19 protein-coding genes are annotated in these 23,761 nt (G+C 76.6%); 15 read left to right on the top strand and 4 right to left on the bottom strand.

Annotated elements, in window-relative coordinates:
* Positions 1-179: 179 nt before the first annotated feature.
* From lanL to IE332_RS20425, 5 genes are all read left to right on the top strand, one after another.
* Positions 180-3,218: a class IV lanthionine synthetase LanL gene (gene lanL, locus IE332_RS20445; protein WP_308437590.1), complete on the top strand. Its 3,039-nt coding sequence runs from the start codon at positions 180-182 to the stop codon at positions 3,216-3,218.
* Positions 3,215-5,206: a S9 family peptidase gene (locus IE332_RS20440; RefSeq protein ID WP_189918391.1), complete on the top strand. Its 1,992-nt coding sequence runs from the start codon at positions 3,215-3,217 to the stop codon at positions 5,204-5,206. Before lanL ends, IE332_RS20440 begins: the two co-directional genes overlap by 4 nt.
* A gap of 217 nt (positions 5,207-5,423) precedes the next feature.
* Positions 5,424-5,567: a VenA family class IV lanthipeptide gene (locus IE332_RS20435; RefSeq protein ID WP_158835523.1), complete on the top strand. Its 144-nt coding sequence runs from the start codon at positions 5,424-5,426 to the stop codon at positions 5,565-5,567.
* A 281-nt stretch (positions 5,568-5,848) separates the two neighbouring features.
* Complete coding sequence (locus tag IE332_RS20430; protein ID WP_229928744.1) at positions 5,849-7,567, top strand: ATP-binding cassette domain-containing protein; 1,719 nt, start codon at positions 5,849-5,851, stop codon at positions 7,565-7,567.
* 165 nt (positions 7,568-7,732) lie between these two features.
* A complete protein-coding gene (locus IE332_RS20425; protein WP_189918521.1) occupies positions 7,733-7,903 on the top strand; it encodes a hypothetical protein in 171 nt (56 codons plus the stop codon).
* Between the two features lie 156 nt (positions 7,904-8,059).
* Here IE332_RS20425 and IE332_RS20420 read toward each other — a convergent pair whose 3' ends face one another.
* Positions 8,060-9,142 (bottom strand): alcohol dehydrogenase catalytic domain-containing protein, encoded by a 1,083-nt coding sequence (locus IE332_RS20420; protein WP_189918389.1) that lies wholly within the window; start codon positions 9,140-9,142, stop codon positions 8,060-8,062.
* A gap of 227 nt (positions 9,143-9,369) precedes the next feature.
* Between IE332_RS20420 and IE332_RS20415 the strand changes: the two genes are divergently transcribed.
* From IE332_RS20415 to IE332_RS20400, 4 genes are all read left to right on the top strand, one after another.
* Complete coding sequence (locus tag IE332_RS20415) at positions 9,370-10,023, top strand: class I SAM-dependent methyltransferase (RefSeq protein WP_189918387.1); 654 nt, start codon at positions 9,370-9,372, stop codon at positions 10,021-10,023.
* A gap of 171 nt (positions 10,024-10,194) precedes the next feature.
* Positions 10,195-11,460 carry a hypothetical protein gene (locus IE332_RS20410; protein ID WP_189918385.1) on the top strand — a complete coding sequence of 422 codons (1,266 nt, stop codon included), beginning with the start codon at positions 10,195-10,197 and terminating at the stop codon, positions 11,458-11,460.
* Positions 11,461-11,467: 7 nt separating this feature from the next.
* A complete protein-coding gene (locus IE332_RS20405; RefSeq protein WP_189918383.1) occupies positions 11,468-12,484 on the top strand; it encodes an N-acetylmuramoyl-L-alanine amidase in 1,017 nt (338 codons plus the stop codon).
* A gap of 215 nt (positions 12,485-12,699) precedes the next feature.
* Positions 12,700-13,602, top strand: a complete 903-nt coding sequence (locus IE332_RS20400; RefSeq protein WP_189918381.1) for a hypothetical protein — start codon at positions 12,700-12,702, stop codon at positions 13,600-13,602.
* Positions 13,603-13,730: 128 nt separating this feature from the next.
* Here the strand turns inward: IE332_RS20400 and IE332_RS20395 are convergent, their stop codons facing one another.
* The 3 genes from IE332_RS20395 to IE332_RS20385 form a co-directional block, all read right to left on the bottom strand.
* Positions 13,731-14,789 carry a prenyltransferase/squalene oxidase repeat-containing protein gene (locus tag IE332_RS20395; RefSeq protein ID WP_373313771.1) on the bottom strand — a complete coding sequence of 353 codons (1,059 nt, stop codon included), beginning with the start codon at positions 14,787-14,789 and terminating at the stop codon, positions 13,731-13,733.
* The gene (locus tag IE332_RS20390) at positions 14,786-15,529 is read right to left on the bottom strand and encodes a class I SAM-dependent methyltransferase (protein WP_189918379.1); all 744 of its coding nucleotides are present in this window, start codon (positions 15,527-15,529) and stop codon (positions 14,786-14,788) included. Before IE332_RS20390 ends, IE332_RS20395 begins: the two co-directional genes overlap by 4 nt.
* Before the next feature lie 137 nt (positions 15,530-15,666).
* Positions 15,667-16,977, bottom strand: coding sequence for a glycosyltransferase family 4 protein (locus IE332_RS20385; RefSeq protein ID WP_189918377.1), 1,311 nt, complete (start codon positions 16,975-16,977; stop codon positions 15,667-15,669).
* Between the two features lie 229 nt (positions 16,978-17,206).
* Here IE332_RS20385 and IE332_RS20380 point away from each other — a divergent pair, with 229 nt between their 5' ends.
* From IE332_RS20380 to IE332_RS20355, 6 genes are all read left to right on the top strand, one after another.
* Positions 17,207-17,833 (top strand): TetR family transcriptional regulator, encoded by a 627-nt coding sequence (locus IE332_RS20380; RefSeq protein ID WP_373313770.1) that lies wholly within the window; start codon positions 17,207-17,209, stop codon positions 17,831-17,833.
* 352 nt (positions 17,834-18,185) lie between these two features.
* Positions 18,186-19,448, top strand: coding sequence for an SCO2321 family membrane protein (locus IE332_RS41915; RefSeq protein WP_189918374.1), 1,263 nt, complete (start codon positions 18,186-18,188; stop codon positions 19,446-19,448).
* The gene (locus tag IE332_RS20370; RefSeq protein WP_189918372.1) at positions 19,445-20,119 is read left to right on the top strand and encodes an SCO2322 family protein; all 675 of its coding nucleotides are present in this window, start codon (positions 19,445-19,447) and stop codon (positions 20,117-20,119) included. Before IE332_RS41915 ends, IE332_RS20370 begins: the two co-directional genes overlap by 4 nt.
* A gap of 26 nt (positions 20,120-20,145) precedes the next feature.
* The gene (locus tag IE332_RS20365; protein ID WP_229928743.1) at positions 20,146-21,252 is read left to right on the top strand and encodes a CbiQ family ECF transporter T component; all 1,107 of its coding nucleotides are present in this window, start codon (positions 20,146-20,148) and stop codon (positions 21,250-21,252) included.
* Positions 21,249-22,844, top strand: coding sequence for an ABC transporter ATP-binding protein (locus IE332_RS20360; RefSeq protein ID WP_189918369.1), 1,596 nt, complete (start codon positions 21,249-21,251; stop codon positions 22,842-22,844). Before IE332_RS20365 ends, IE332_RS20360 begins: the two co-directional genes overlap by 4 nt.
* Positions 22,841-23,710, top strand: coding sequence for an ECF transporter S component (locus IE332_RS20355; protein WP_189918367.1), 870 nt, complete (start codon positions 22,841-22,843; stop codon positions 23,708-23,710). Before IE332_RS20360 ends, IE332_RS20355 begins: the two co-directional genes overlap by 4 nt.
* The last annotated feature ends 51 nt before the right edge of the window (positions 23,711-23,761 follow it).

Below are 23,761 nucleotides of genomic sequence, written 5' to 3'. Positions count from 1 at the left end.
CGGCAGTAGCCCCGACCGGGGCGGCCACGGCGGGCACCCCGTCGGCGCGGGCCGACCGGACCCGCCGGACCGCGACGGTCCGGCCCCCACCGAGGGGCGCGACAGAAACCGATCAGGCCGGGCCGCACGCCCGGGTGCCGGAGCAGTGGGCACCAGCGGGCGGCGGCCATGACGAAGGGATGTGGTGGCGGATGGGGGCGGGCACATCACTGCGCACGGCCGGGGACAGGGGATCGGTGGAGCGCGGGGCGGCTGCGGCCGGTCCGTGGCCGGAGACGACGCGGGCGGCACTGGCCGGCGCCGGGGACCGGGGAGGCCGCGGTGGCTGGGACGTCACCGTCGGTGGCTTCTGGTGCACGGCCAGGCCGTCCGCGTCCTCGCCCCTGCCCGCACAGGGGTGGAAGCTGCACGTGAGCGCGGCGTCCTTGGCGGGCGAGGAGGTGCTCTCGGCCGTCGTCCGGGTGCTCGCCGAGGACCCGTGCGGCTTCAAGTTCGCCGCCGCGCCGGAACGGCTGCGGGAGCTCAACTCCCGCAACAGCGACCGCGGCTCGGCGGGCAAGTTCATCACCGTCTACCCGTACGACGACGGGCAGTTCCAGCGGCTGGCGGCCGAGCTCGACCGGGCCACCGCCGGACTGCCCGGCCCGGTGGTGCTCTCCGACCGCCCGTACCGGCCCGGGAGCCGGGTGCACTACCGGTACGGCGCGTTCGCGCTGCCGGCGGAGCTGGGCAACGACGGGGAGTACCGGTCGGTGCTGCGCGGGCCGGACGGCGAACGGGCCGAGGACGTGCGCGGGGGGTCGTACCGGGCGCCCGGGTGGGTGCGGGACCCGCTGCGCGCCGGGGGTGCCGGGAGTACTGAAGGCGGGAGCGGCAGGCGGCGGGGCGGCGTGCTGCTGGCCGGGCGGTACGCGGTGACCGCCGCCGTCCGGCACGGCGCCAAGGGCGGGGTGTTCCTGGGGCGGGAGGCGGCGAGCGGCGCCGAGGTCGTGGTCAAGCAGGCCCGGGCGCACATCGAGGTCGACCGCGCGGGCACCGACGCCCGCGACGCGCTGCGGCACGAGGCCGCGCTGCTCGACCGGCTGAGCGGGCAGGAGCTGGCACCGCGCGTCGTCGAACTGATCGAGCAGGACGACTCCGTCTTCCTGGTGCAGGAACGAATCGCCGGGCAACCGCTGGGCAGCTGGGTCGCCGCCCGGCTGCGCCGCGACGGCAGCCCCGACGTCGACTGGGCCGAGGCCGGGCCGGTCGCGCACGCCCTCCTCGACCTGGTCGAGCGGGTGCACGCCCAGGGGCTGGTGCTGCGCGACCTCTCCCCCGGCAACGTCATGGTCCGCCCGGACGGCACCCTGCGGCTGGTCGACCTCGAACTCGCCGCCGAGACCGGCCGGGCCGCCGGATCGGCCGGCACCCCCGGCTACCGCGCCCCCGAACACGGGCCCGGCCGGCTCGCCCCCGCGGGCAGCTGCGTCGCCGACCCGGCCGTCGACCTGTACGCCCTCGGCGGCCTGCTCTTCCTGCTGGCCACCGGCCACGACCCGCTGCTGCCCGAGGACCTCCCGCGGGCCCGCCCGGTCGCCGAACGGCTCGGCCGCTGGCTCGCCCTCGCGGCGCGGACCGGGACGACCGCGCGCCGTCTGGCACCGGCGGTCCTCGGGCTGCGCGCCGAGGAGCCGCAGGACCGGTGGACCGTCGCCCGGGTCCGGGAGGCGCTGCGCGGCGGCTCGGCCGCGCCGGGCGCCGGGGCGGCGCGGCGCGAGGACGCCGCCGTGCCGGGCGCCGGGGCCGGTGGAGCGGTCCGGCCCGCCCTGGTCACCCCGCTCTGGCACGCTCCCGCCCACGTTCCCGCTCCTGCCCCCGCTTCCGCCTCCGCTCCCGCTCCCGCTCCCGCGCCTGCTTCCGCCGGGCACGACGAGGCCGCACCCCTCGACCGCCTGCTGCACGACGGCCTGCGGCACCTCGCCGCCACCGCCGCCCCGGAGCGGCGGGACCGGCTGTGGCCCGCGGTGCCCGCCGGCGAGCGGACCGACCCGTGCAACGTGCAGCACGGCGCCGCCGGGGTGCTGGCCCTGCTGGCCCGGGCCGTCACCACCGGGCAGCTGCCCGCCGAGGTGCGGGCGGAGGCCGCGCGGACCGCCCGGACCGCCGCGGACTGGATCGAACGGCGCATCGCCGCCGAGCCGGTGGTGCTGCCCGGGCTGCACTTCGGACGGTCGGGGACGGCCTGGGCGCTGCTGGACGCCGCCCGCGCGCTGGACGACCCCGGGCTGGCCGCCCGCGCCGCCGGGCTCGCCCGCCGGATCCCCGTCGAGTGGCCCAACCCGGACGTCTGCCACGGCGCGGCCGGCGCCGGATTCACCCGACTGCGCTTCGCCGCCGACGACTTCGGCGCCGATGGGGTCGGCGCGGACGACGGCGGTGCCCAGGGGTTCCTCGACCGCGCCGCCCACGGCGCCCGGGCCCTGCTCGCCGCCGCCCGCCGGGAACCGTACGGGACGGTGTGGCCCGTACCGGCGGACTTCGACTCGGCGCTCGCCGGGATCACCCACCTCGGCTTCGCCCACGGCGCGGCCGGTGTCGGCGCCTTCCTCCTCGCCGCCGCCGGGGCGACCGGCGACCGGTCCCTGCTCGCCGGCGCCGCCGAGGCCGGGCGCACCCTCGCCGCGACCGTACGGTGGGGCGAACGGCCCGGCGAACGGCCGGGCGCCGGGCGGGACACCGCCTGGTGGCCGCAGAGCGCGGACGACCCGGAGCACGTCCGGCTCGCCCACTGGTGCAGCGGCTCCTCCGGCGCGGGCAGCTTCCTGCTGCGGCTCTGGCTCGCCACCGGCGACACCGAGGCGCTCGACCTGGCCCGCGCCGCCGGCCGCGCCGTCCTGGCCGGCCGCTGGCACGGCGGGGCCAGCGCGTGCCACGGCCTGGCCGGCGACGGCGAGTACCTGCTGGACCTCGCCGGAGCCACCGGCGAGCCCGGATTCCGCACCGGCGCCGAGCAGTTGGCCGAGCTCCTCGCCGCCCGGGCGGCCCGGCGCGACGGACTCCTGATACTCCCGGACGAGACCGGCACCGGCTGCGCCCCCGCCTACGGCACCGGCACCGCGGGCCCGCTGGCCTTCCTGCTGCGGCTGCGCCACGGCGGCCCCCGGCTCTGGCTGGACCCGGTGCCGCCCGCCGGACTCCGGCTCCCCTCCACAACGGGCGGGGTGAGCGGAGCATGAACGTGGCCACCCGCACCCTGACGCAGGCGCTGCGTCGGCTGAGCTTCACCTTCGCCACCGACGGCAGTCACGCCGCCTGCCTGGCGTCCTCCGCCGACAGCGGCTGGTACGTGGAGAGTTGGCGGCTGCCGCCGGACGGCGCACCGGCCGCGCCGATCGCGCTGCCGCTGCCCGGCAACCGTTCGGAGAGCCTGCGCTCCCAGCTGGTCGCACTGCCGGACGGCTCGGTACTGGTCTGCCGGCACGACGGCGAGCGGCACGACCTGGTCCGCCTCCACTACGGCGAGACCGCCACCGTGGAACAGCCGTTGGCCTCCCTGCGGATGGCCGGACTGCGCCTGCTGCCGCTCCCGGTCCCGGCGGGTGCGGGCCCCCGGGCGCCGGTGGCGGTCGCCCTCGGCACCGACACCCGCCCGGCGACCACCGCCTGGCTGGTGCGGACGGACGGCAGCGAACCCGAACGGGTCGCCGAGATCCCGGGCCTGCACGGCGGCGGCGCCTGGCTGGACCACACCGGCGCGCTGCTCGCACTGGACCGGGTGAACGCGGGCCTGGTCCGCAGCGTGGTGCTCGACCTGCGCACCGGCGCCGCCACCCCGCTGCTGGAGATCGGCGAGCGCAGCAACGACCGGCTGGTGCTGTTCGACCCCGACAGCCGGTTCGCCATGGTGCGCAGCGACGCGCCCGGCACCGACCGGCTCGGCTGGGGCGTCCTCGGCGGCGGCGAACCGCTGCGCTTCCCCGAGTGCCTGCACGTCGCGGGCATGTTCCTGCGGCCGGTCGCGCTGCGGCGGGGGCCGGACGGCCCGCGGGTCGCGGTGCAGATCGACCACGGCGCCGGCTCGGCGCTCGCCCTGTGGCGGCCGTCCGTCGGCCGGCTGGAGCCGCTGCCGGTGCCGCCCGGACGGCTCGGCGCGGTCGGGCGCTGGGACGCGGCCGGGCTGCGGCTGCCGTACTCCTCGCCCGACCATCCGGCGGCGCTGGCCACCCTGGACGTGGACGCGCTGCTGGCGCACGGCCCGGTGCCGGCCGGGACCGGCCCGATGCCGCTTCCGCTCCAACTCGCCCCGCTGTCCTCGGGGTTGCCCGGGCCGTGGCGGGACACCGTACTGCCCTGGCAGCCCGGCGCGGCGCGCCCGCCGCGGACCCCGCCGCCCGGCTGGCGGCTGGACGGCAGCACCCCGCCCGGCGAGGGCGGCCGCTGGCAGCCCGCACAGAGCCTCGAACTGGCGGGCCCGGCAGGCCCGTTGGAGGCCGTGGTGTACGGCGGGGACGCCTGGCTGAGCAGCCCGCACCTGGTGCTGGCGCTGCACGGCGGCCCGGCCGACGCCTGGCGGCTGGAGTTCGACCCGGCGCTGCAGCGGATGGCCGCCGAGGGCCTGGCGGTGGTCGCGCCCAACCAGCGCGGCTCCACCGGCTACGGCGTGCCGCACGCGCTGGCCATTCGCGGCGCCTGGGGCGGGCCCGACCTGGACGACGTGCTCTACCTCCTGGACGGCATCGCGGGCCAGCGCGCGGCGCTCGGCCTGGAGCCGCCGGCCCTGTTCGGGGTCAGCTACGGCGCGTTCCTGGCACTGCTGGCGGCCGCGCACGCGCCGGCCGGGCAGGTGGCCCGCTGCGCGGTGGTCGCGCCGTTCCTGTCCGGCGCCCGGCTGCTGGCCGAAGCGGCGCCCCCCGTACGGGCGTTGACCACCCGGCTGGGCGGCGGCGAGCAGATCGCCGACGCCCGCGGGCCGCGCGACGTCCTGCAGCTGGCGCACCGGCTGAGCGCGCCGCTGCTGGTGGTGCACGGCAACCGGGACGAGGTCGTGCCGGTCGGCCAGTCCCGGTCGCTGCGCCACGAGTTGCTGCGGATCGGCCGGATCGAGGGCGAGGACTTCCGGTACGTCGAGGCGGCCGGGTCCGGACACGAGGTGCTCGTCGAGGAGGGCGCCGCCGTGCTGCACGAGCTGCTGGCCGCCTTCCTGCGGACCGGCCGACCGGGCTGAGCCGTCCGGGCCGAGCCGCCCGCCCCGCGCGCGACCGAGCCGAGCTGGACCGAGCCGAGCCGGGTCGAGCCGCAGCGCACACCTTTCACAGACTCCCGGGCCCCTGTGCGGCCCGGGGTACCGACCCCGGCGCGGTGGATGGAGACCGCCCGGGGTGCGACACCCGACGCCCGTTCGCAGATCGCGGTGGGCGTGACCTCTAGGGGAGGAACCGATCATGGAGAACACGGTGGACTTCGAGACCGACCTCGCGGCGCTGCAGGACCTGCCGGAGACCGAGTCCGTCGAGCTGACCGGCCACGGCAACGGCTGCCAGTACACCTGTCTCATCCTGACCTGCCTGCTCTTCACCGTCAGCTGAGCCACCGGCTCGGCCGACCGCCGACCGGGCGGTAGTCACCGGGTGCCGTCCCCGCCTGTCCGGACAGGCGGGGACGGCACCGGCCTTCCCGCCCGCCGGCTCCCCCGCAGTAGCCCCCAACACCCCGACGGGAGCCCCCAGTTGCCCCCGCCCAGCCGGGCCGCACCAAAAGTCGACGACGCCGGCCTCCCGCGCGGGGCCGGACGGCCGAGGCCCGCCGGCCCGCCCGCGAGCCCGCCCGCGTGCCTCCGCGCACCGGAAATCGGCGGGGCCGATGTTCCGTGCCCGGCGGGTCACCCGGGTGGGGCCTGCTGTTCCGGCAACTGACGCTCACCCGGGCACCGCTGGTGCGGATGCCGGCCTGGTCCGGGGTGGAGGCGCTGCCCCCGCTGATGTCCGGGCTGCTCGTCTCCACCGCCGTCGACCAGGGGTTCCGGGCCGGCCGGCCCGGGGTCGGAGTGGCCTGGCTGAGCGGCTTCGGCGCGGCCATGGCCGGCCGGGCGTACGCGACGCGGGCCGGCTTCCCGTACCTCGCCGCCGTGGTGGAACCGCTCCGGGACGCCCTGGTCGAACGCGTGGTCCACAGCGCCCTCGCCCGCCCCACGGCAGATCCGGCCGAGATCGCCCGGCTCACCGAACAGGTCGAGTCCGCCCGGCAGTTGACCGCGACCCTGCTGCGCACCGTGCGCGGCGTCGGGGTCACCCTGCTCGCCGCCCTGACCGGCCTGGCCCTGCTCGCACCCGCCGTCCTGCCACTGGTCCTGCTGCCGCTCCTGGCCGCCGGGCTGCTCTTCGCCCGGCTGCTGCGCCCCCTGGTGACGCGGAGACGGGCGGTGGTCCTGGCCGAGGAACGGCTCGCCGCCGAAGCCGGACGGGCCCTGCACGGGCTGCGCGACGTCCAGGCCACCGGCACCGGCCCCGAGGTCGCCCGGTCCCTGGCCGAGGCGGCCGGGGAGAGCGCCGCCGCCCGGGCCCTCGGCCGGGCCTCGGCCCTGCGCGCGCTCGTCGTGGCACTCGGCGGACGCCTCCCGGTCCTGGCCGTCCTCGCCGCCGCCCCCTGGCTGCTCGCCCACCGGGCTCTCACCCCCGGCGAACTCCTCGGCGTCGCCACCTACCTCGTCCAGCAACTCGACCCGGCCGTACGCACCCTGGCCGGCACCGTCGGCGGCCGGCTGCTCAACCTGGCCGTCGTCCTCGACCGCCTGGCCGCGACCACGACGACACCCACGGCCACGGCCACGACTGCGGACGGTCCGCCCCCGGCCCCCGCGGCCGCCGATGTGCGGCTGGTGGGGGTCCGGTACGGGCACGGCGGGGGCGCGGTGCCCGTGCTGGACGGCGTCGACGCCGGCTTCGGGGCCGGGGAGCACGTGGCGGTGGTGGGGCCGAGCGGGGCGGGGAAGTCGACGCTGGCGGCGCTGCTGGCCGGGGTCGCGCAGCCGACGGAGGGGTGGGTGACGGTCGGTGGGGAGCGGCCGGTGCCGGGCCGGTCGGTGGCGCTGGTGCCGCAGGAGGCGTACGTGTTCCCGGGGTCGGTCCGGGAGAACCTGGCCTGGCTCGATCCGGGTGTCACCGAGGAGCGGCTGGGCGCGGCCGTGGCGCTGCTGGGCGCGGAGGGTCTGGTGGCGCGCCTGGGCGGACCGGCCGCCGCGCTGCTCGATCCGAGTGAACTCTCGGCAGGTGAGCGCCAGTTGCTGGCACTGGTGCGGACCTACCTGTCGCCCGCCCCGGTCGTGGTGCTGGACGAGGCGACCTGCCACTTGGACCCGGCGGCGGAGGAGCGGGTGGAGCGGGCCTTCGCCGCCCGGCCGGGGACGCTGGTGGTCGTCGCGCACCGCATCAGTTCCGCGCTGCGGGCGGACCGGGTGCTGCTGCTGGACGGCGGGCACGGGCTGACGGCCCGGCACGGCGATCTCCAGGTGCTGTCCCCGCTGTACCGCGAGCTGGTCGGGCACTGGCTCGGTTCCGCGCCCCGGCCCGGCGCGGGGCGCGTGTCATGATCTCGATAGGATCTCGCCCGTCCCGGCCGTTAAGGTGTCCGGGTCACGGGCCGCGATCACCGGCTACGGGCGCGTACCGAGCGCCCGATCGGGGACCCGACCGCGCGCCCCCGGCGCCGGGCGGGCGCCGATGACCTGCACCCTCCGCACGGAAGACGATTTCTCATGTCCGACACCCTCACCGACACCACCGGACCCGCGATCACCGGGACCGACGCCGACGAGAAGACGGCCGCGGACGCCGCGCACGGCCGCCACCGGGGCCGGTCCGCCGCCGACGACACCTCGGAGTCCGACCCGCACGGCCGCCACCGCGCGGCCGCGGCACGGGGCTGATCCCACCGCACCCGACGTGCACCGGGCCCGCCGAGGGGAGCAGCGCTCCCCGGCGGGCCCTCGTCATTCACCGCACGGTATTCACATCACTGTTCTCACATCACGGCATTCACATCACCAACGGCAGCCGATACGACGACAACCGGGCGCGGTCCGTCAGTCCATCGTCACGACGGTCCGCAGCGCCTCGCCGCTGCGCATCTGCGCGATCGCCTCGTTGACGTCCGCCAGACCCACCCGGTGGGTGATCATGCCGTCCAGGTCGATCCGCCCGGCCCGCCAGAGGTCCACGACCAGGGCGACGGTGCGCCCGACGGTCGCCCCGCCGTAGAGCGAGGGCAGCAGGCGCTTCTCGTTGAAGAACAGCTCGCCCATGGTGAATTCGGCGAGGTCGTCCTGCGCGCCCGCGCCGATGACGACCACCGCGCCGCCGCGCCGGGCCGCGTCGTAGCCGGCCCGGACGGTGGCCGCGCGGCCGACCGCCTCGAAGACGTAGTCGAAGCCGCCGCCCGGCAGCTTCTTGGCGACGGCCTTGAGGTCGTCGGGGGCGATCGCCTCGGTGGCGCCGAAGTCGAGGGCGCGCTCGCGGCGGGAGGCGACCGGGTCGACGACGGTGATCCGGCCGGCGCCGCAGACCCGGGCGCCCTGCACGGTGGCGATGCCGACGCCGCCGGCGCCGATGACCGCGACGGAGGCGCCGGGCTCGACCTTGGCGGTGTTGACGGCGGCGCCTATGCCGGTGGTGACCCCGCAGCCGATCAGCGCGGCGGCCTCGTAGGGCAGGTCGGCGGGGATCTTGATGAGCGCGTTGGCGGAGACCACGACCTCGTCGGCGAAGGCTCCGGTGCCGTAGAAGCCGGAGGCGATCACGCCGCCTTCCTCGATCCGGAAGCCGGGGGCGCCGAGCCGGCGCAGGCTGGCGACGCAGAGGTGGCCGCGGTCCTTGGCGCAGTGGTCGCAGCGGCCGCAGGGGGCCATCCAGCAGAGCACGACGCGGTCGCCGACGGCGAAGCCGGTCACGCCCTCGGCGACCTCGACGACGTCACCGGCGCCCTCGTGGCCGGGGACGAAGGGCGCGGGCTGGGGCAGGACGCCGTTCATCGCCGAGAGGTCGGAGTGGCAGAGGCTGGCGGCGCGCATCCGGACCCGGACGCTGCCTCTTCTGAAGCCGACCGCGGTCACGTCCTCGCGGACGTCGAGGGTGTCCTGGCCGGTCTTGTGCAGGACGGCTGCGCGCATGGTGCTGCTCCCTGTGTGCATGGCGTGACGCGGAGTGGATCCTCGGACTGGGCGATTCTGACATGGCCTCCGCAATATCAGTAGAACGGGTTTCACAAGGGTCGGCAAAGAGCGCGATTCCCGGCCGCCCTGGTTCTCCCGCCGCCCCCGCCCGCCCTCACCACCGCCACTACCGTCGAGTAGGGTCCCAGCACGTCCGTCCACGACCCGACCCCGAGGAGCATCGCATGTCCGACCTGCTGGAGGGCGCCCGCCCCGCACCCGAGGTGCTGGCGGCGTTCGAGGCGGCCACCGGGTTCATGCCGGTGGACGAGGGGCTCGCGCTGTACGCGGCGGCGGTGGCGGCGGCCCGGGAGACCGGCCTGCCCGTGCTGGAGATCGGCACCTACTGCGGCCGCTCGGCGATCCTGCTGGCGGCCGCGGCCCGGGAGACCGGGACGGTCGCGCTGACCGTGGACCACCACCGCGGCTCGGAGGAGCAGCAGCCCGGCTGGGAGTACCACGACACGTCCCTGGTCGACCCCGAGGTCGGCCTGATGGACACCCTGCCCCGCTTCCGCCGCACGCTGCACGCCGCCGGGCTGGAGGAGCACGTGGTGGCGCTGGTCGGCCGCTCGCCGCGGATCGCCGCGCTGTGGGGGCGCCCGCTGGGCCTGGTGTTCATCGACGGCGGGCACACCGACGAGCACGCGACCGGCGACTACGAGGGCTGGGTGCCGCACCTGGCGCCGGAGGGCCTGCTGGTGGTGCACGACGTCTTCCCGGACCCGGCGGACGGCGGCCAGGCCCCGTACCGGGTGTACCTGCGGGCGCTCGCCGAGGGCTTCGAGGAGGTCTCGGTGACCGGCTCCCTGCGCGTCCTGCGCCGACCCGCGCGCTGACCGGAGGCCGACCGCCGGCTTGTCGCCCCGACCCGGGATCCACCGAGCCGCCCCACGGCCCCGCGCCGATGCTCTAACGTCGTGCCGGGGCTGTCGGGCGGGGGTTCGAACGGTACGGTGGCCGCGCAGCACCAGGCAGAGCATCGGCGGACGGTGGGGGCCAGCAGCGACATGACGGACCAGCAGAACACCGCCCCGGCGGTCTGGGACCCGACGGCGCGCGGCGGCGCCGGCGGCTGGGTGCGCGGCCCGCAGAACGCGGCCGGCACCGAGGCCGCGGCGCCCCAGGCCCCGGCCGCCCCGCAACCGCCCGCCGCCCCGCAGCACCAGGCCGCCCCACCGGCCCCCGCCGCCCCGCAGGCCCCGGTCGACCCCCGTCTGGGCATGCTCGCCCCGCCGCCCCAGCCCGGTGCCGCCGGCGACCAGGGCCCGCCGCTGGGCGCCCGCCCGTACCTGGCCACCGCGCCCGGCTACGACCCGCAGACCGCCCCGATCCCGCGCACCGCCGCCCCGCCCCCGACGGGCCCGCCGGCGGCCTCGCCGTTCCCCGCCCACGCGACCGGCCCGCAGCACCAGGGCCCGCCGCAGGGTTACGGCTACCCCCAGCCGCCCGCCGCCCCGCCGCAGCCCCCGTACGGCGGCCGGCCCGACTACCCGACCGACTATCCGGCGGACTACCCGACGGGCTACCCGGACGAGGACGAGAAGCGCCCGGCCGACCGCAAGGCCCCGCTGCTGATCGGCTTCGCCCTGCTGCTGGTGCTGGCGATCGGCGGCGGTCTGCTGTTCGCCGCCCGGGGCGGCGGGGACAAGGACGGCCAGGCCGCGCCGGCCCCCACCGGCGCCCCGGCGACCGGCTCCGGCAACCCCCAGCCCGCCCCCGCGCCCACCGGTACGGACACCGCGCCGAGCGGCGCCGCGAGCGCCCCGGCCTCCCCCACCGCCGCGCCGTCCCCGACCGCGACCGGCGCCGGGCCCGCCGCCCAGGCCCAGGCGCAGGCACTGGACGGCCTGCTGAGCGAGGGCGAGAACGCCAAGGCCCCGATCGGCAGCGCCGTCGCCAAGGTGAGCAGCTGCCCGTCGAAGGCCGACATCGAGAGCGCGGCGCAGGTGTTCGACAGCGGCGCCACCCAGCGCGCCACCCTGCTGACCAAGCTCGGCAAGCTGAGCGTCACGGACGTGCCGGGCGGCGCGGACGCGGTGAACTCGCTGAAGTCCGCCTGGCAGCTGTCCGCCGACATCGACAAGGCGTACGCGAGCTGGGCGCGCGCCGTCGCCGCCCAGGGCTGCTCCGGCCGGGCCCCGAGCACCGCGGACAAGAAGCACGCGGACGAGCTCAACCCGCAGGCCACCCAGGCGAAGACGGACTTCATGACCAAGTGGAACCCGATCGCGAACAGCTACGGCCTGACCCCGCGCACCCAGGACAGGATCTGACCGACCCGTGACCGGTACCGCCCCCCGCCCGCACCGCCGTTCCACCCTGCTGCGCGCCACCACCGTGGTGGCCGCGGCCGTTCCGCTCTGCACGGCGGGCTGGCTCGGCTGGCGGGCCCTCGACCACTCCGGCCCGGCGGGCGCCACGGCCGCCGCCTCCGCCCCGGCCTCCGCCACTGCCCCGGCCTCGACCCGGCCGGGCGCCGCGGACCCCGCCGCAGCGCCGCTCACCCCGCCGGTCGCGCCGCCGCCCTCCGCCGACGCCCCGACCGGCGAAGCGCCCACCCCGAGCGCCCCGACCGGTACCGCCACCACGGCCGCCCCGACCGGCACGGCCGGCACGGCGGCGAACGGCCTGGCCGGCCGCACCGTCGTCCTCGACCCCGGCCACAACCCCGGCAACTTCTCGCACACCGCCGAGATCAACCGCCAGGTGGACATCGGCAACGCCCGCAAGGAGTGCGACACCACCGGGACGGAGACCAACGCCGGGTACACCGAGGCCGAGTACACCCTGGACGTCTCCCGCCGGGCCCGCGCCATCCTGGCCGCCCGGGGCGCCACCGTGGTGCTGGTGCAGGACGGCGACCGCCCCTGGGGCCCGTGCATCGACGAGCGCGCCCGGTCCGGTGCCGACGCGCACGCCGACGCCGCGGTCTCGGTGCACGCGGACGGCGGCCCGGCGAGCGGCAGCGGCTTCCACGTGATCATGCCCGGCAGGGTGGTGGCCGGCAAAGCGGACAACTCCGCGATCGTCGAACCCTCGCACCGGCTCGGCCTGCTGCTGCGCGACCAGTTCCACACGGCGACCGGCGAACCGTACGCCGACTACACCGCGGACCAGGGCCTGGACACCCGCTCCGACCTGGGCGGCCTCAACCTGTCCGCCGTCCCCAAGGTGTTCATCGAGTGCGGTAACATGCGCAACTCGACGGACGCGAAGCGGATGACGGACCCTCAGTGGCGCCAGCAGGCGGCCCAGGGGATCGCCGACGCGTTGACCGCGTTCCTGACGACTCGATAGAAGACTCGGGGACCCGGTACGGGAGTTGGGCCGCGCACCCCGGCGGACGGAGCTCCGCCCAACCCGCGCGGTTTGCAACGACTTCGCCCCATTCCCGGTCCCGCCGTGCACCGGCAGGACGGTTGGGCCTAGGCTTCTGGTCCGTTCGGGAGTTTCGGCCGGTCAGCCCGACCGCACGAAGCACCGTCCACGACACGTCAACGAGGGGAACGTTAGTGAATCTGCGCGCTCTCACCAGGGGAGACGCCGCCGTCGCAGGCGCGGCCGTCCTGCTCTTCATCGCCTCCTTCCTGCCCTACTGGACCGTGAGCTGCGCCGGCCGGTACTGCGGACCCGACGCCTCGCAGAACGCGTGGAGCACCGAGCTGTTCCCCATCCTGCCCTCCATCTACCTGCTGGGCATCGCCGCAGCGGTGCTGATCCTGGTGCAGCGCTTCCAGGGCCAGGCCGCGACCAACCGCCAGGTGCTCGGCCTGCGGCTGGACCAGTGGGGCATCGCCCTCGCCGTCGCGGCGCTGTGGACCTCGGTCTGGTCCCTGGGCGGCGGCCCGTCCGGCGGCAGCATCAGCCACGGCTTCGGCGCCTGGCTCGGCTTCATCTCGCTGATCGTGCTCGCCGGTGCGGCCGCGGCCGGCCCGCTGGTGCCGGCGCTGAAGGCCCCGCTGGTCACCGACCGCCCGGCCGCCCCGTTCCAGGGCGGCTTCCCGGGCCAGCCCGGTCACCCGGGTGCGCCCGGCCAGCCCGGTCAGTACGGCTACCCGGCGCAGGGTCACGACCCGGCGTTCGGTGCCCAGCCCGGCTACGGCTACCCGGCCCCCGGCCAGCCCGCCCAGCCCGGTCAGCCCGGTCAGCCGCAGGACGCCGGCGCGCCGGCCCCGCAGCCGACCCAGGCCGCGCAGCCGGCCGCCCCGGCGGCGGACTTCCAGCCGTTCTGGTTCGCCGTCCCGGCTCCGCGCCAGCTGGCCCCGAAGGACAACCCGGCCGGCGCTCCGATCGGTGAGGTCGTGCCCGGCACCTGGTACCTGGCGGTCGAGCAGCGCGGCACCGCGCTGGTCGCCCAGCTGGCGGACGGCACCCAGGGCGTGCTGACCGACACCACGGGCCTCCAGCGCGGCTGACGCCCCGGACGGCACAGTCCTCGGACGCACGCGCGGTCTTCGGACCCGTGTGCGGTCCCGGACACACACGAAGGAGGGGCGGGACCGGTGCACCGGTCCCGCCCCTCCTTCGTGTCTTCTCCCCGCCCTCAGCAGCAGTCCTGGACCACCAGCCCGGCGGGCAGCTGCTCCCCGCCGAAGACCGCGACCGTCGCCGGGTCACCGCCGAGCGCGGCCACCGCCAGCAGCAGCGCCCCGGCCGTCCAGGTGGTGCGCTCCTCCGGCCAGATCGCGTCGTCCTCGAAGACGTACCCGGTCCAGTACGAGCCGTCCTCGTGCCGCAGGTTCTGGATCCAGCGCAGGATGTCCACCGCGCGGTCGGACTCCCCGATCGCCCACAGCGCGAGGGCCAGTTCGGCGCTCTCGCCGCCGGTCACCCAGGGGCGGTCGCTGACGCAGCGCACGCCGAGGCCGGGGACGACGAAGCGCTCCCAGTCCCGCTCGATCCGGGCCACCGCCGCGTCGCCGCGCAGGCCGGTGCCGAGCACCGGGTAGTACCAGTCCATCGAGTAGCGGTCCTTGTCCAGGAACCGCTCCGGGTGGTGGGTGACGGCGTGCCGCAGCCGGCCGGCCGCGAGCTCCCAGTCGGGCTGCGGCTCCTCCAGGTAGTCGGCGATGGCCAGTCCGCAGCGCAGCGCGTGCAGGATGCTGGACGAGCCGGTGAGCAGGGCCTCGTCGGTGGCGGTGCCGTCCTCGCCGACCCGCCAGGCGATCGGGCCGCCGGGCAGCCGCAGCGAGACGATGAAGTCCAGGGCGCGCCGGACGACCGGCCAGATCCACTCCAGGAAGGCGTCGTCGCCGGCGCTGAGGTGGTGGTGCCAGACCCCGACCGCCACGTAGGCGCAGAAGTTGCTCTCCTTGGCCCGGTCGGTGACCACGCCGTCGGTGTAGGCGGCGTACCAGGAGCCGTCCGGGTTCTGGCTGGCGGCGAGCCAGCGGTAGGCGGCCTCGGCGGCGGCGTGCTCGCCCGCCGTGTCGAGGGCCATCGCGGCCTCGGTGTGGTCCCAGGGATCCAGGTGGTGGCCGGCGAACCACGGTATGGCACCGTCGGGGCGCTGCTCGGCGAGGATGCTGCGCACGGTGTCGGCGGCCTGCGCGGCGTCGAGCACCCCGTCGAGGAGCAGCACCTCGGGGACGGCGGCGGTCACGCCGCGCCGCCCGGGGCGCGGTTGGGCTTGGCGGCGTAGGCCACGAAGCTCTTGCCGATGACGGGGTTGAGCGCCCGCTCGGCGGCCTTGGTGAGGGTGCTGATCACCGGGGTGCCGACGATGTCCCAGACCAGCAGCTGGTGGTAGGCCTTGACCGGCAGCGCCTTGTCGTTGTCCACGCCGACCGCGCACTTGATCCACCAGTACGGCGAGTGCAGCGCGTGCGCGTGGTGGGTGCCGTACGGCTCCAGGCCGGCGTCCTTGAGCTTGCCGAGCAGCTCGTCGCCCCGGTAGATCCGGATGTGGCCGCCCTCGACCTCGTGGTACTCGTCGGACAGCGCCCAGCAGATCTTCTCGGGCAGCCAGCGCGGCACGGTGACGGCGAGCAGGCCGCCGGGCTTGAGGACCCGGAACATCTCGTTGAGCACGCCCTTGTCGTCGGGGATGTGCTCCATCACCTCGGAGATGATGATCTTGTCGAAGTACTCGTCCTCGAACGGCAGCGCCAGCGCGTTGCCCTCCATCGCGACCGCCGAAGCGCCCTCGGGGGCCTCACCGGCCTGCTCCATCGCCGCGAACCACTTCTTGACCTCGGCGATCTCCTCGGTGTTCTGGTCGAGGGCGATCACGTTGGCACCGCGGCGGTAGCACTCGAACGCGTGCCGGCCCCCGCCGCAGCCCAGGTCGAGCACCCGGTCGCCGGGGGCGAGCGGGAAGCGCGAGAAATCGACGGTCAGCACTGCGGGACTCCCATTCCTATTGCTACCAAGCGTCCTTGACGCTTCGTCATGCCTCGTCACACCTCGCCGCACCCCGGCCGACGCACCCCGTTCCGGGGCTGGCGGCTCCGCGCGGGCACACCCGGGCCGGGCCCGGTTCAGGCCACGTACCGCCAGCCGGGGCCCGAACGGGCCCGGGCGCCGACGCCGGTGGCGATCGCCGCGCGGTAGGCCTCGGCGGTCAGCTCGGCGGCCCGCTCCCAGCTGAACCGGGCCAGCACCCGCTCCCGGCCGGCCGCGCCCAGCTCGGCGCGCAGCTCCGGGTCGTCCAGCAGCCGGCCGAGCGCGGCGGCCAGCGCGTCCGCCTCACCGGGCGGCACCGCCAGGCAGGTCTCGCCGTCCGGTCCGGCCACCTCGGGGATCGCCCCGCCGGTGGTCGCGACCAGCGGGGTGGCGGTGGCCATCGCCTCGGCGGCGGGCAGCGAGAAGCCCTCGTACAGCGACGGGACGCAGGCCACCTCGGCCGAGCGGTACAGGTCGACCAGCTCGCGGTCGGTCAGGCCGCTGCGGAACTCGATGTGCTCCGCCAGCCCGAAGCGGCGCACCGCCTCGGCCACCGGCCCGTCCTCCTTCTGCGGCTTGCCGACCACCACCAGGTGGGCGTCCCGCTCGGTGCGGACCTTGGCGAGCGCCTCGACCAGGAAGACCAGGCCCTTCAGCGGGACATCGGCGCTGGAGGTGGTGACGATCCGTCCGGGCACCCGTTCGACCGCGTCCGAGGGCGACCAGAGCCGGGTGTCGGCCCCGATCGGCACCACCGAGATCGCGCCGGGCGCGGCGCCCAGGTGCTCGGCGATCTCGCGCTGCGAGCTGCCGGAGACGGTGATCACGTGGTCCAGCCGGGCGGCGACCCTGCGCTGCATCCGGGTGAAGGCGTACCAGCGGCGCAGCGAGAGCCGCTTGAGCCGGGTGGCGGCGGCGTCCAGCTCCAGCTGCCGGTCCACGGTGATCGGGTGGTGGATCGTGGTGACCAGCGGGAAGCCGTGCCGGGCCAGGCCCAGCAGGCCGTAGCCGAGGGTCTGGTTGTCGTGCACCACGTCGTAGCGGCCCTTGTGGGCGGCCAGGTACTGCCGGGCGCGCAGCGAGAAGGTCAGCGGCTCGGGGAAGCCGCCGGTGCGCATGGTGGCGAACTCCAGCACGTCCACCGGGCCGCGGAACTCGCCGCGGGCGGGGGTGCGGAACGGGTCGTCGGCGCGGTAGAGGTCCAGGCTGGGCAGCTCGACCAGGCGCACCGAGCCGGGGCCCTCGACCTCGTCCAGCACCGGGTAGGGCTGGGACCCGATCACGTCCACGTGGTGGCCGAGCGCGGCCAGCTCACGGGAGAGGTGCCGTACGTACACGCCCTGACCGCCGCAGAAGGGGTCCCCGCGGTACGACAGCAGGGCAATCCGCAGCGGCTGCGCGGTCATCCTGGGCCCTCATCTCTAGCTGCTATCTGTGCTGCCGGTCGCTAAAGTAGATCAGGTTTCAGTGGCGGTGGAACTCGTCATCGACCACGTGAACAATGAGAGACCTCGAAGATACCGGCCCGTAGCTTTTCCTCAGGAGCCAGGGCTGGTGATTCCCGCCACGCCGGACCCCGCCCACCCTGCCGATCTGTGGAAGCACACCGCCACTCTCGCCCGCCCGGGAGCACCCTTGCCGCCGTCCACCGAGCCCCTGACCACGGTCCCCGTCGCGCCCCGGCCCGGTGAGCTGCCGCTGACCACGAGCCAGGCCGAGCGGCGCCGGCGGATCCTGCGGGCCGCCACCGCGCTGGCCGCCCGGGGCGGGTACGAGGCGGTGCAGATGCGGGAGGTCGCGGAGAGCGCGCAGGTCGCGCTGGGCACGCTGTACCGGTACTTCCCGTCCAAGGTGCACCTGCTGGTCGCGGTGATGCTGGAGCAGCTCCAGGGCCTGCGCGAGCACATCCGGCGCCACCCGCCGACCGACGCGGAACCGGCCCCGCGGGTCGCCGACACGCTCACCCGGGCCTTCCACTCGCTGCAGCGCGAACCGCTGCTGGCCGAGGCGATGGTCCGGGCGCTGTCCTTCGCGGACCGCTCGGTCGGCGCCGAGGTCGACCAGGTCAGCGTGGCCACCGGGCAGCTCATCCTGGACGCGATCGGCCAGTCCGGCCCGCCCAGCGACAGCCAGCGCGCGGCGGTCCGGGTGATCGAGCACACCTGGCACTCGGCCCTGGTCTCCTGGCTCTCCGGGCGCTCCTCGATCGCCGAGGTCCGGGCCGACCTGCACACCGCGGCCCGACTGCTCGCCCTGCCCTGAGCCCGCCGCCGCGCCCACCCCCCGGACTGGAACCTGTTCCTGCCGCGGCGCGCTGGCGGGCGCGCTCCGGCGGTTAGAGTCGACGGGCAGCACAACTCCATCCCGCTCCTCCCCCGGGGACAGCCGGTGCGACTCCGGCGCCGACCCCGCCTCCGTGGGTCCGGCCCCCGGGTGACCGGACGAGTCGGGGCGCCCGGCGGGCGGAGCGAGCGGCCGGTCCGGACGCACCGGCGCCCGGCACGGCGTCGCCCGGCGCACCGGCGCCCGGCGCCCTGGTCGCCCGGCACCCCGTCGAGCACCACGGAACGGCCCCCGCCAGGGCCACCCGCTCACTGAAAGGCACACCCGCACCATGCTCACCGCCGCCCGCCTGGGCGCCGCCGCCCTGTCCGCCGCGCTGCTGGCCGGCGTCGCCGCCGGACCGGCCCTCGCCGACAGCCCCGCGCCGACGCCCGTCACCGTCCCCGAGGGCCTGTACGGGAAGGGCGACCCGACCTACGACGGCGTGTGGCGGCAGTCGCTGGCGCTCATCGCGCTCTCGGGTGCCAAGGTCACCCCGGCCGACTCGGCGGTCGCCTGGCTCGCCGGGCAGCAGTGCGAGGACGGCGGCTGGCCCTCCTACCGGGCGGCCGGCGCGGCCTGCGACCCCAAGAGCGAGGACAGCAACGCCACCGCCCTCGCCGTCCAGGCCCTGGTCGCCCTCGGCGGCCACCAGCCGGCCGTCGACAAGGGCGTCGCCTGGTTCAAGGCCAACCAGAACCCGGACGGCAGCTGGCCCTACAACCCCGGCAACCCGGGCGACGGCAACTCCACCGGACTGGCCGTCAGCGCGCTGTTCGCCGCCCGGACCGACCCGGCGAGCGTCGCCAAGCCGGGCACCGCCGGTTCCGGCGCCGGGAAGAACGCGTTCGACGGCCTCGCCCGCTTCCAGCTCGGCTGCACCGCCCCCGCCGACCAGCGCGGCGCCTTCGCCTACCAGCCCGACGCCGCCACCGGCGCCCTCACCCCCAACGCCCTGGCCGGCGGCCAGGCCTCGCTCGCCGCCGCGGGCGGACACCTGCCGGTCGCCGGCTCGGTGCGCGCCGACTCCGAGCCCAAGCCCCTCGCCTGCACCGACAGCTCCGCTCCCGCCACCGTCCCGCACGCCGAGTCGGGCGAGGCCGCCGCCGCCCACCTCACCGCCCAGCTCCAGTCCGGCGGCGGCCACCTCACCCTCACCAACCCCGGCGCCGCCCCCACCCCCGACTACACCGCCACCGCCTGGGCCGCCCTCTCCCTCGTCCAGAGCGGCCACCCCGACCAGGCCTCCGACACCGTCGACTGGCTCGACCAGCAGCAGGCCGTCTGGACCAAGGACGGCACCGACGCCGGCGCCACGGCCACCCTGCTCCTGGTCGCCCAGGCCGACCACCGCCCCACCGCCGACCTCACCGGCAAGCTCACCGCCCTCGGCCCCACCCCCAAGGCCGCACCCGCCACCGCGGACGAGGCCACCCCGGCCAAGAAGAAGAACGACGGCTTCGGCCAGTACTGGCTGATCATCGTCGGCCTCCTGATCGGCACCGGCGGCGGCCTCCTCCTCAGCCTCCAGCGCAAGCGCAACCCGAGCCTGTGACACCTCCGACCCGCGCGCACCGGCGCCCCGCCACCCTGCTCCCGCTGGTGGTCGGGGTGTTACTGGTGGTCCTCGGGGCCGCGCCGGCGCAGGCGTCGGGCTACCGGTACTGGTCGTTCTGGCGCGGGGCCGACGCCGGGTGGGCGTACCAGCAGCAGGGCCCCTCGGTCGCGGTGCCGCCGGACGGTGCCGTGGACGGCTGGCGGTACGCGGTGAGCCCGGACGGCGGGCAGGACGCCGCGAAGCCGCGCACCGGCGGGAGCTTCGCGGAGGTCTGCGCGACGACGCCCGTACAGGAGGGCCGCAAGCGGGTCGCCGTCGTGCTGGACTTCGGGACCGCCGAGGACGCCGGGGCGGCCGGCGCCGCGGTGCCCGGGCCGCGGACGGCCTGCGCCAGCGTCGCGCCGCGGGCCAGCTCGGCCGAGGTGCTGGCCGCGGTCGCCCCGCCGCTGCGGTACGACACCAACGGGCTGCTGTGCGCCATCGCCGGGTACCCGCAGGCGGGTTGCGCCGACCAGGTGGGCGCGGCCGGCGCCGCGGGCCCGGCCGGTGCCACGTCCTCCGCCGGCCACGGCGGCGGCCCGGACATCGGTCTGATCGCCGGCGGCGCGCTGGTCGCCGTCCTCGCCGGCGGCGCCGTCTGGCAGGCGCGCCGCCGCCGCACCCCTTGAACCCCTCCCGACCCAGGAACACCCCCGTGAGCAGCACCGCCCGTAGCACCCGACCGCCCACCGGCCCCCGCCAACTGCACCCCGGGGCCTGGTGGTTGTGGGCGCTCGGGCTCGGCGCGGCGGCGACCCGCACCACCAATCCGGCGATCCTGCTGCTGCTCGCCGCCGTCGCCGGGTACGTGGTCGCGGCCCGGCGCGGCGACGCGCCCTGGTCCCGGTCGTACGGGGCGTTCCTGCGGCTGGGACTGCTGGTGCTCGGCATCCGGCTGGTGTTCGCCGTCTTCCTCGGGTCGCCGATCCCCGGCACCCATGTGCTGTTCGCCCTGCCCGAAGTGCCGCTGCCCGCCTGGGCGCAGGGCGTGCGGATCGGCGGCCGGGTCACCGTCGAGGGCCTGCTGGCGGCGCTGTACGACGGGCTGCGTCTGGCCACCCTGCTGATCTGCGTCGGCGCCGCCAACTCGCTGGCCAGCCCGGCCCGGCTGCTGCGCACCCTGCCCGGCGCGCTCTACGAGGCGGGCGTGGCCGTGGTGGTGGCCATGACCTTCGCGCCGAACCTGGTCGCCGACGTCCGCCGGCTGCGCGCCGCGCGCCGTCTGCGCGGCCGCGCGGACAAGGGTGTCGCGGCCGTGCTGAGCGTCGGACTGCCGGTGCTGGAGGGCGCGTTGGAGCGGTCCGTGGCGCTGGCCGCCGCGATGGACACCCGCGGCTTCGGCCGCACCGCCGACGTCCCGCGCCGGCTCGCCCGGGCCACCGCCGCGCTCACCCTGGCCGGGCTCCTCGGGATCTGCCTGGCCGCGTACGGGCTGCTCACCGCCGGCGGCGCCGGCTGGGCGCTGCCCGTCCTGCTGCTCGGCCTGGCCGCCGCCTTCGCCGGACTGCTGCTCGGCGGCCGACGCTCCGTCAGAACCCGCTACCGGCCCGACCCCTGGGCGCTGCCCGAGTGGCTCACCGCCGGCTCCGGCGCCGCCGTGGCGGCCCTCACCGCCTTCCTGGCCGTGCGCGACCCGGCCGCGTTCGCCCCCACCGTCGTCCCACCGACCGTCCCCGCGCTGCCGCTCGCCGCCGTGCTGACCGTCCTGCTCGGCCTGGTACCGGCATTCGCCGCCCCGACCCCGCCCCGGAGGGCATCGTGATCACCTTCGAGCAGGTCTCCGTACGGTACGCGGACTCCGCGGCGCCCGCCCTGGACGGCGTGGACCTCACCGTCCCCGAGGGCGAACTCTGCCTGCTGGTGGGTCCGTCGGGCTCCGGCAAGTCCACCCTGCTGGGGACGGTCAGCGGCCTGGTACCGCACTTCACCGGCGGCGTGCTGCACGGCCGGGTCACCGTCGGCGGCCGGGACACCCGCGAGCACCGGCCGCGCGACCTCGCCGACCTGGTCGGCACCGTGGGGCAGGACCCGCTCGCGCACTTCGTCACCGACACCGTGGAGGACGAACTCGCCTACGGCATGGAGTCGCTGGGCCTGCCGGGCGACGTGATGCGCCGCCGGGTCGAGGAGACCCTCGACCTGCTCGGCCTCGCCGACCTGCGCGACCGCGCCCTCGGCTCCCTCTCCGGCGGCCAGCAGCAGCGGGTCGCGATCGGCTCGGTGCTCACCGTGCACCCCCGGGTGCTGGTCCTGGACGAGCCGACCTCGGCCCTCGACCCGGGCGCCGCCGAGGAGGTGCTGGCCGTCCTGCAACGGCTGGTGCACGACCTCGGCACCACCGTCCTGATGGCCGAACACCGGCTGGAACGGGTCGTCCAGTACGCCGACCAGGTGCTGCTGCTCACCCCGGGCGCGCCCCCGGTGCTGGGCGAGCCCGCCGAGGTGATGGCGCACTCCCCGGTGCACCCGCCGGTCGTCGGCCTCGGCCGGCTCGCCGGCTGGCGGCCGCTGCCGCTGTCGGTGCGCGACGCCCGGCGCAAGGCCGCGGCGCTGCGCACCGAACTGACCGGCCGCGCACCGTCGCCCACCGCCGTCGCGACCGGTTCCCCCGTCGCCGTCGCCGACCGGCTCGCCGTCCGGCGCGGCCCGGTGCACGCCCTGCGCGGGGTCGACCTCGCGCTGCGCCCCGGCGAGATCACCGCCCTGATGGGCCGCAACGGCGCCGGCAAGTCCACCCTGCTCGGCGGCCTGGTCGGCCTGCACGCGCCCGCCTCCGGCAGCGTCCGGGTCGGCGGCCGCGTCCCGCACCGCACCCGCCCCGCCGAGCTGATCCGCGAGGTCGGCCTCGTCCCGCAGGACCCGCGCGACCTGCTGTACGGCGAATCGGTCGCCGCCGAGTGCGCCGCCGCGGACGCGGGCGCCGAACCCGGCACCTGCCGCGCCCTGGTGGAGCGGCTGCTGCCCGGCATCGCCGACACCGCCCACCCGCGCGACCTCTCCGAGGGCCAGCGGCTCACCCTCGCCCTCGCCGTCGTGCTCACCGCCCGGCCCCCGCTGCTGCTGCTCGACGAACCGACCCGCGGCCTGGACTACGCCGCCAAGGCCCGGCTGGTGGAGGTCCTGCGCGCCCTGGCCGCCGAGGGCCACGCGGTGCTGCTGGCCACCCACGACGTCGAACTGGCCGCCGAACTCGCCCACCGCACGGTGATCCTGGCCGAGGGCGAGATCGTCGCGGACGGGCCGACGGCCGAGGTCGTGGTCTCCTCCCCCGCCTTCGCCCCGCAGGTCGCCAAGGTGCTGGCGCCCGGACCGTGGCTCACCGTGGGGCAGGTCGCGGAGGCGATGGGCGCATGAACCGACCGGTCCCGCTCGGCCGCCGCTCCGTCGCGACGCTGCTGCTCGTCTCCGCCGTCGGTGTCGCCGCCTTCGGCTGGCCGCTGCTCGCCTCCACCGAGTCGGCGCTGGTCGGCCACTCCACCGACGCGCCCTGGCTGTTCGCGCTGCTCCTGCCGCTGCTGCTCGCCGTCGTCATCGCGCAGATCTCCGAGGGCCGGGAGGCTGGCGGCGGCGCCCCCGGGCTGGACGCCAAGTCCGTCGCGCTGCTGGGCGTCCTGGCCGCGGCGGGCGCGGCGCTGCGCCCGCTCGGCGCGGGCACCGCGGGCCTGGAGCCGATGTTCTTCCTGATGGTGCTGTCCGGGCGGGTGCTCGGTCCCGGATTCGGCTTCGTCCTGGGCTCGTTGTCGATGTTCGCGTCCGCCCTGCTCACCGGCGGGGTCGGGCCGTGGCTGCCGTTCCAGATGCTCGCGATGGGCTGGGTCTGCCTGGGTGCCGGGCTCCTGCCCGGGGCCGCCTCCCTGCGGGGACGGCGCGAACTGCTGCTGCTCGCCGGGTACGGCGCCGGATCGGCCGTCCTGTACGGCACCGTCATGAACCTCCAGGGCTGGCCGTACATCGGCGGGCTGGCCGGTTCCGTCTCCTTCGTCCCCGGCGACCCGCTGCCCGCCAACCTGGTCCGCTTCGCCGCCTACTGCCTGACCACGTCGCTGGGTTGGGACCTGCCGCGGGCCGCACTGACCGTCGTGCTGTGCCTCACCCTGGGCACGCCCGTCCTGCGCGCGCTGCGCCGCGCCACCCGGCGGGCCGCCTTCGACGCACCGGTCGCCTTCAAGCCACCGGTCGCCTCCGAGGCACCGGCCGCCTCCCGGCCGCCGGAAGGGTGAACCGCGTCCCCTTCCCCGTGCCGCTCACCCTCCCCGCTCCCGTTCGTCCAC

It is taken from the genome of Kitasatospora xanthocidica, from assembly GCF_014656195.1.
Taxonomy (GTDB): Bacteria; Actinomycetota; Actinomycetes; order Streptomycetales; family Streptomycetaceae; genus Kitasatospora; species Kitasatospora xanthocidica.
The sequence above is the reverse complement of the archived record's forward strand: the minus strand, read 5'-3'. Positions and strand labels throughout refer to the sequence as shown.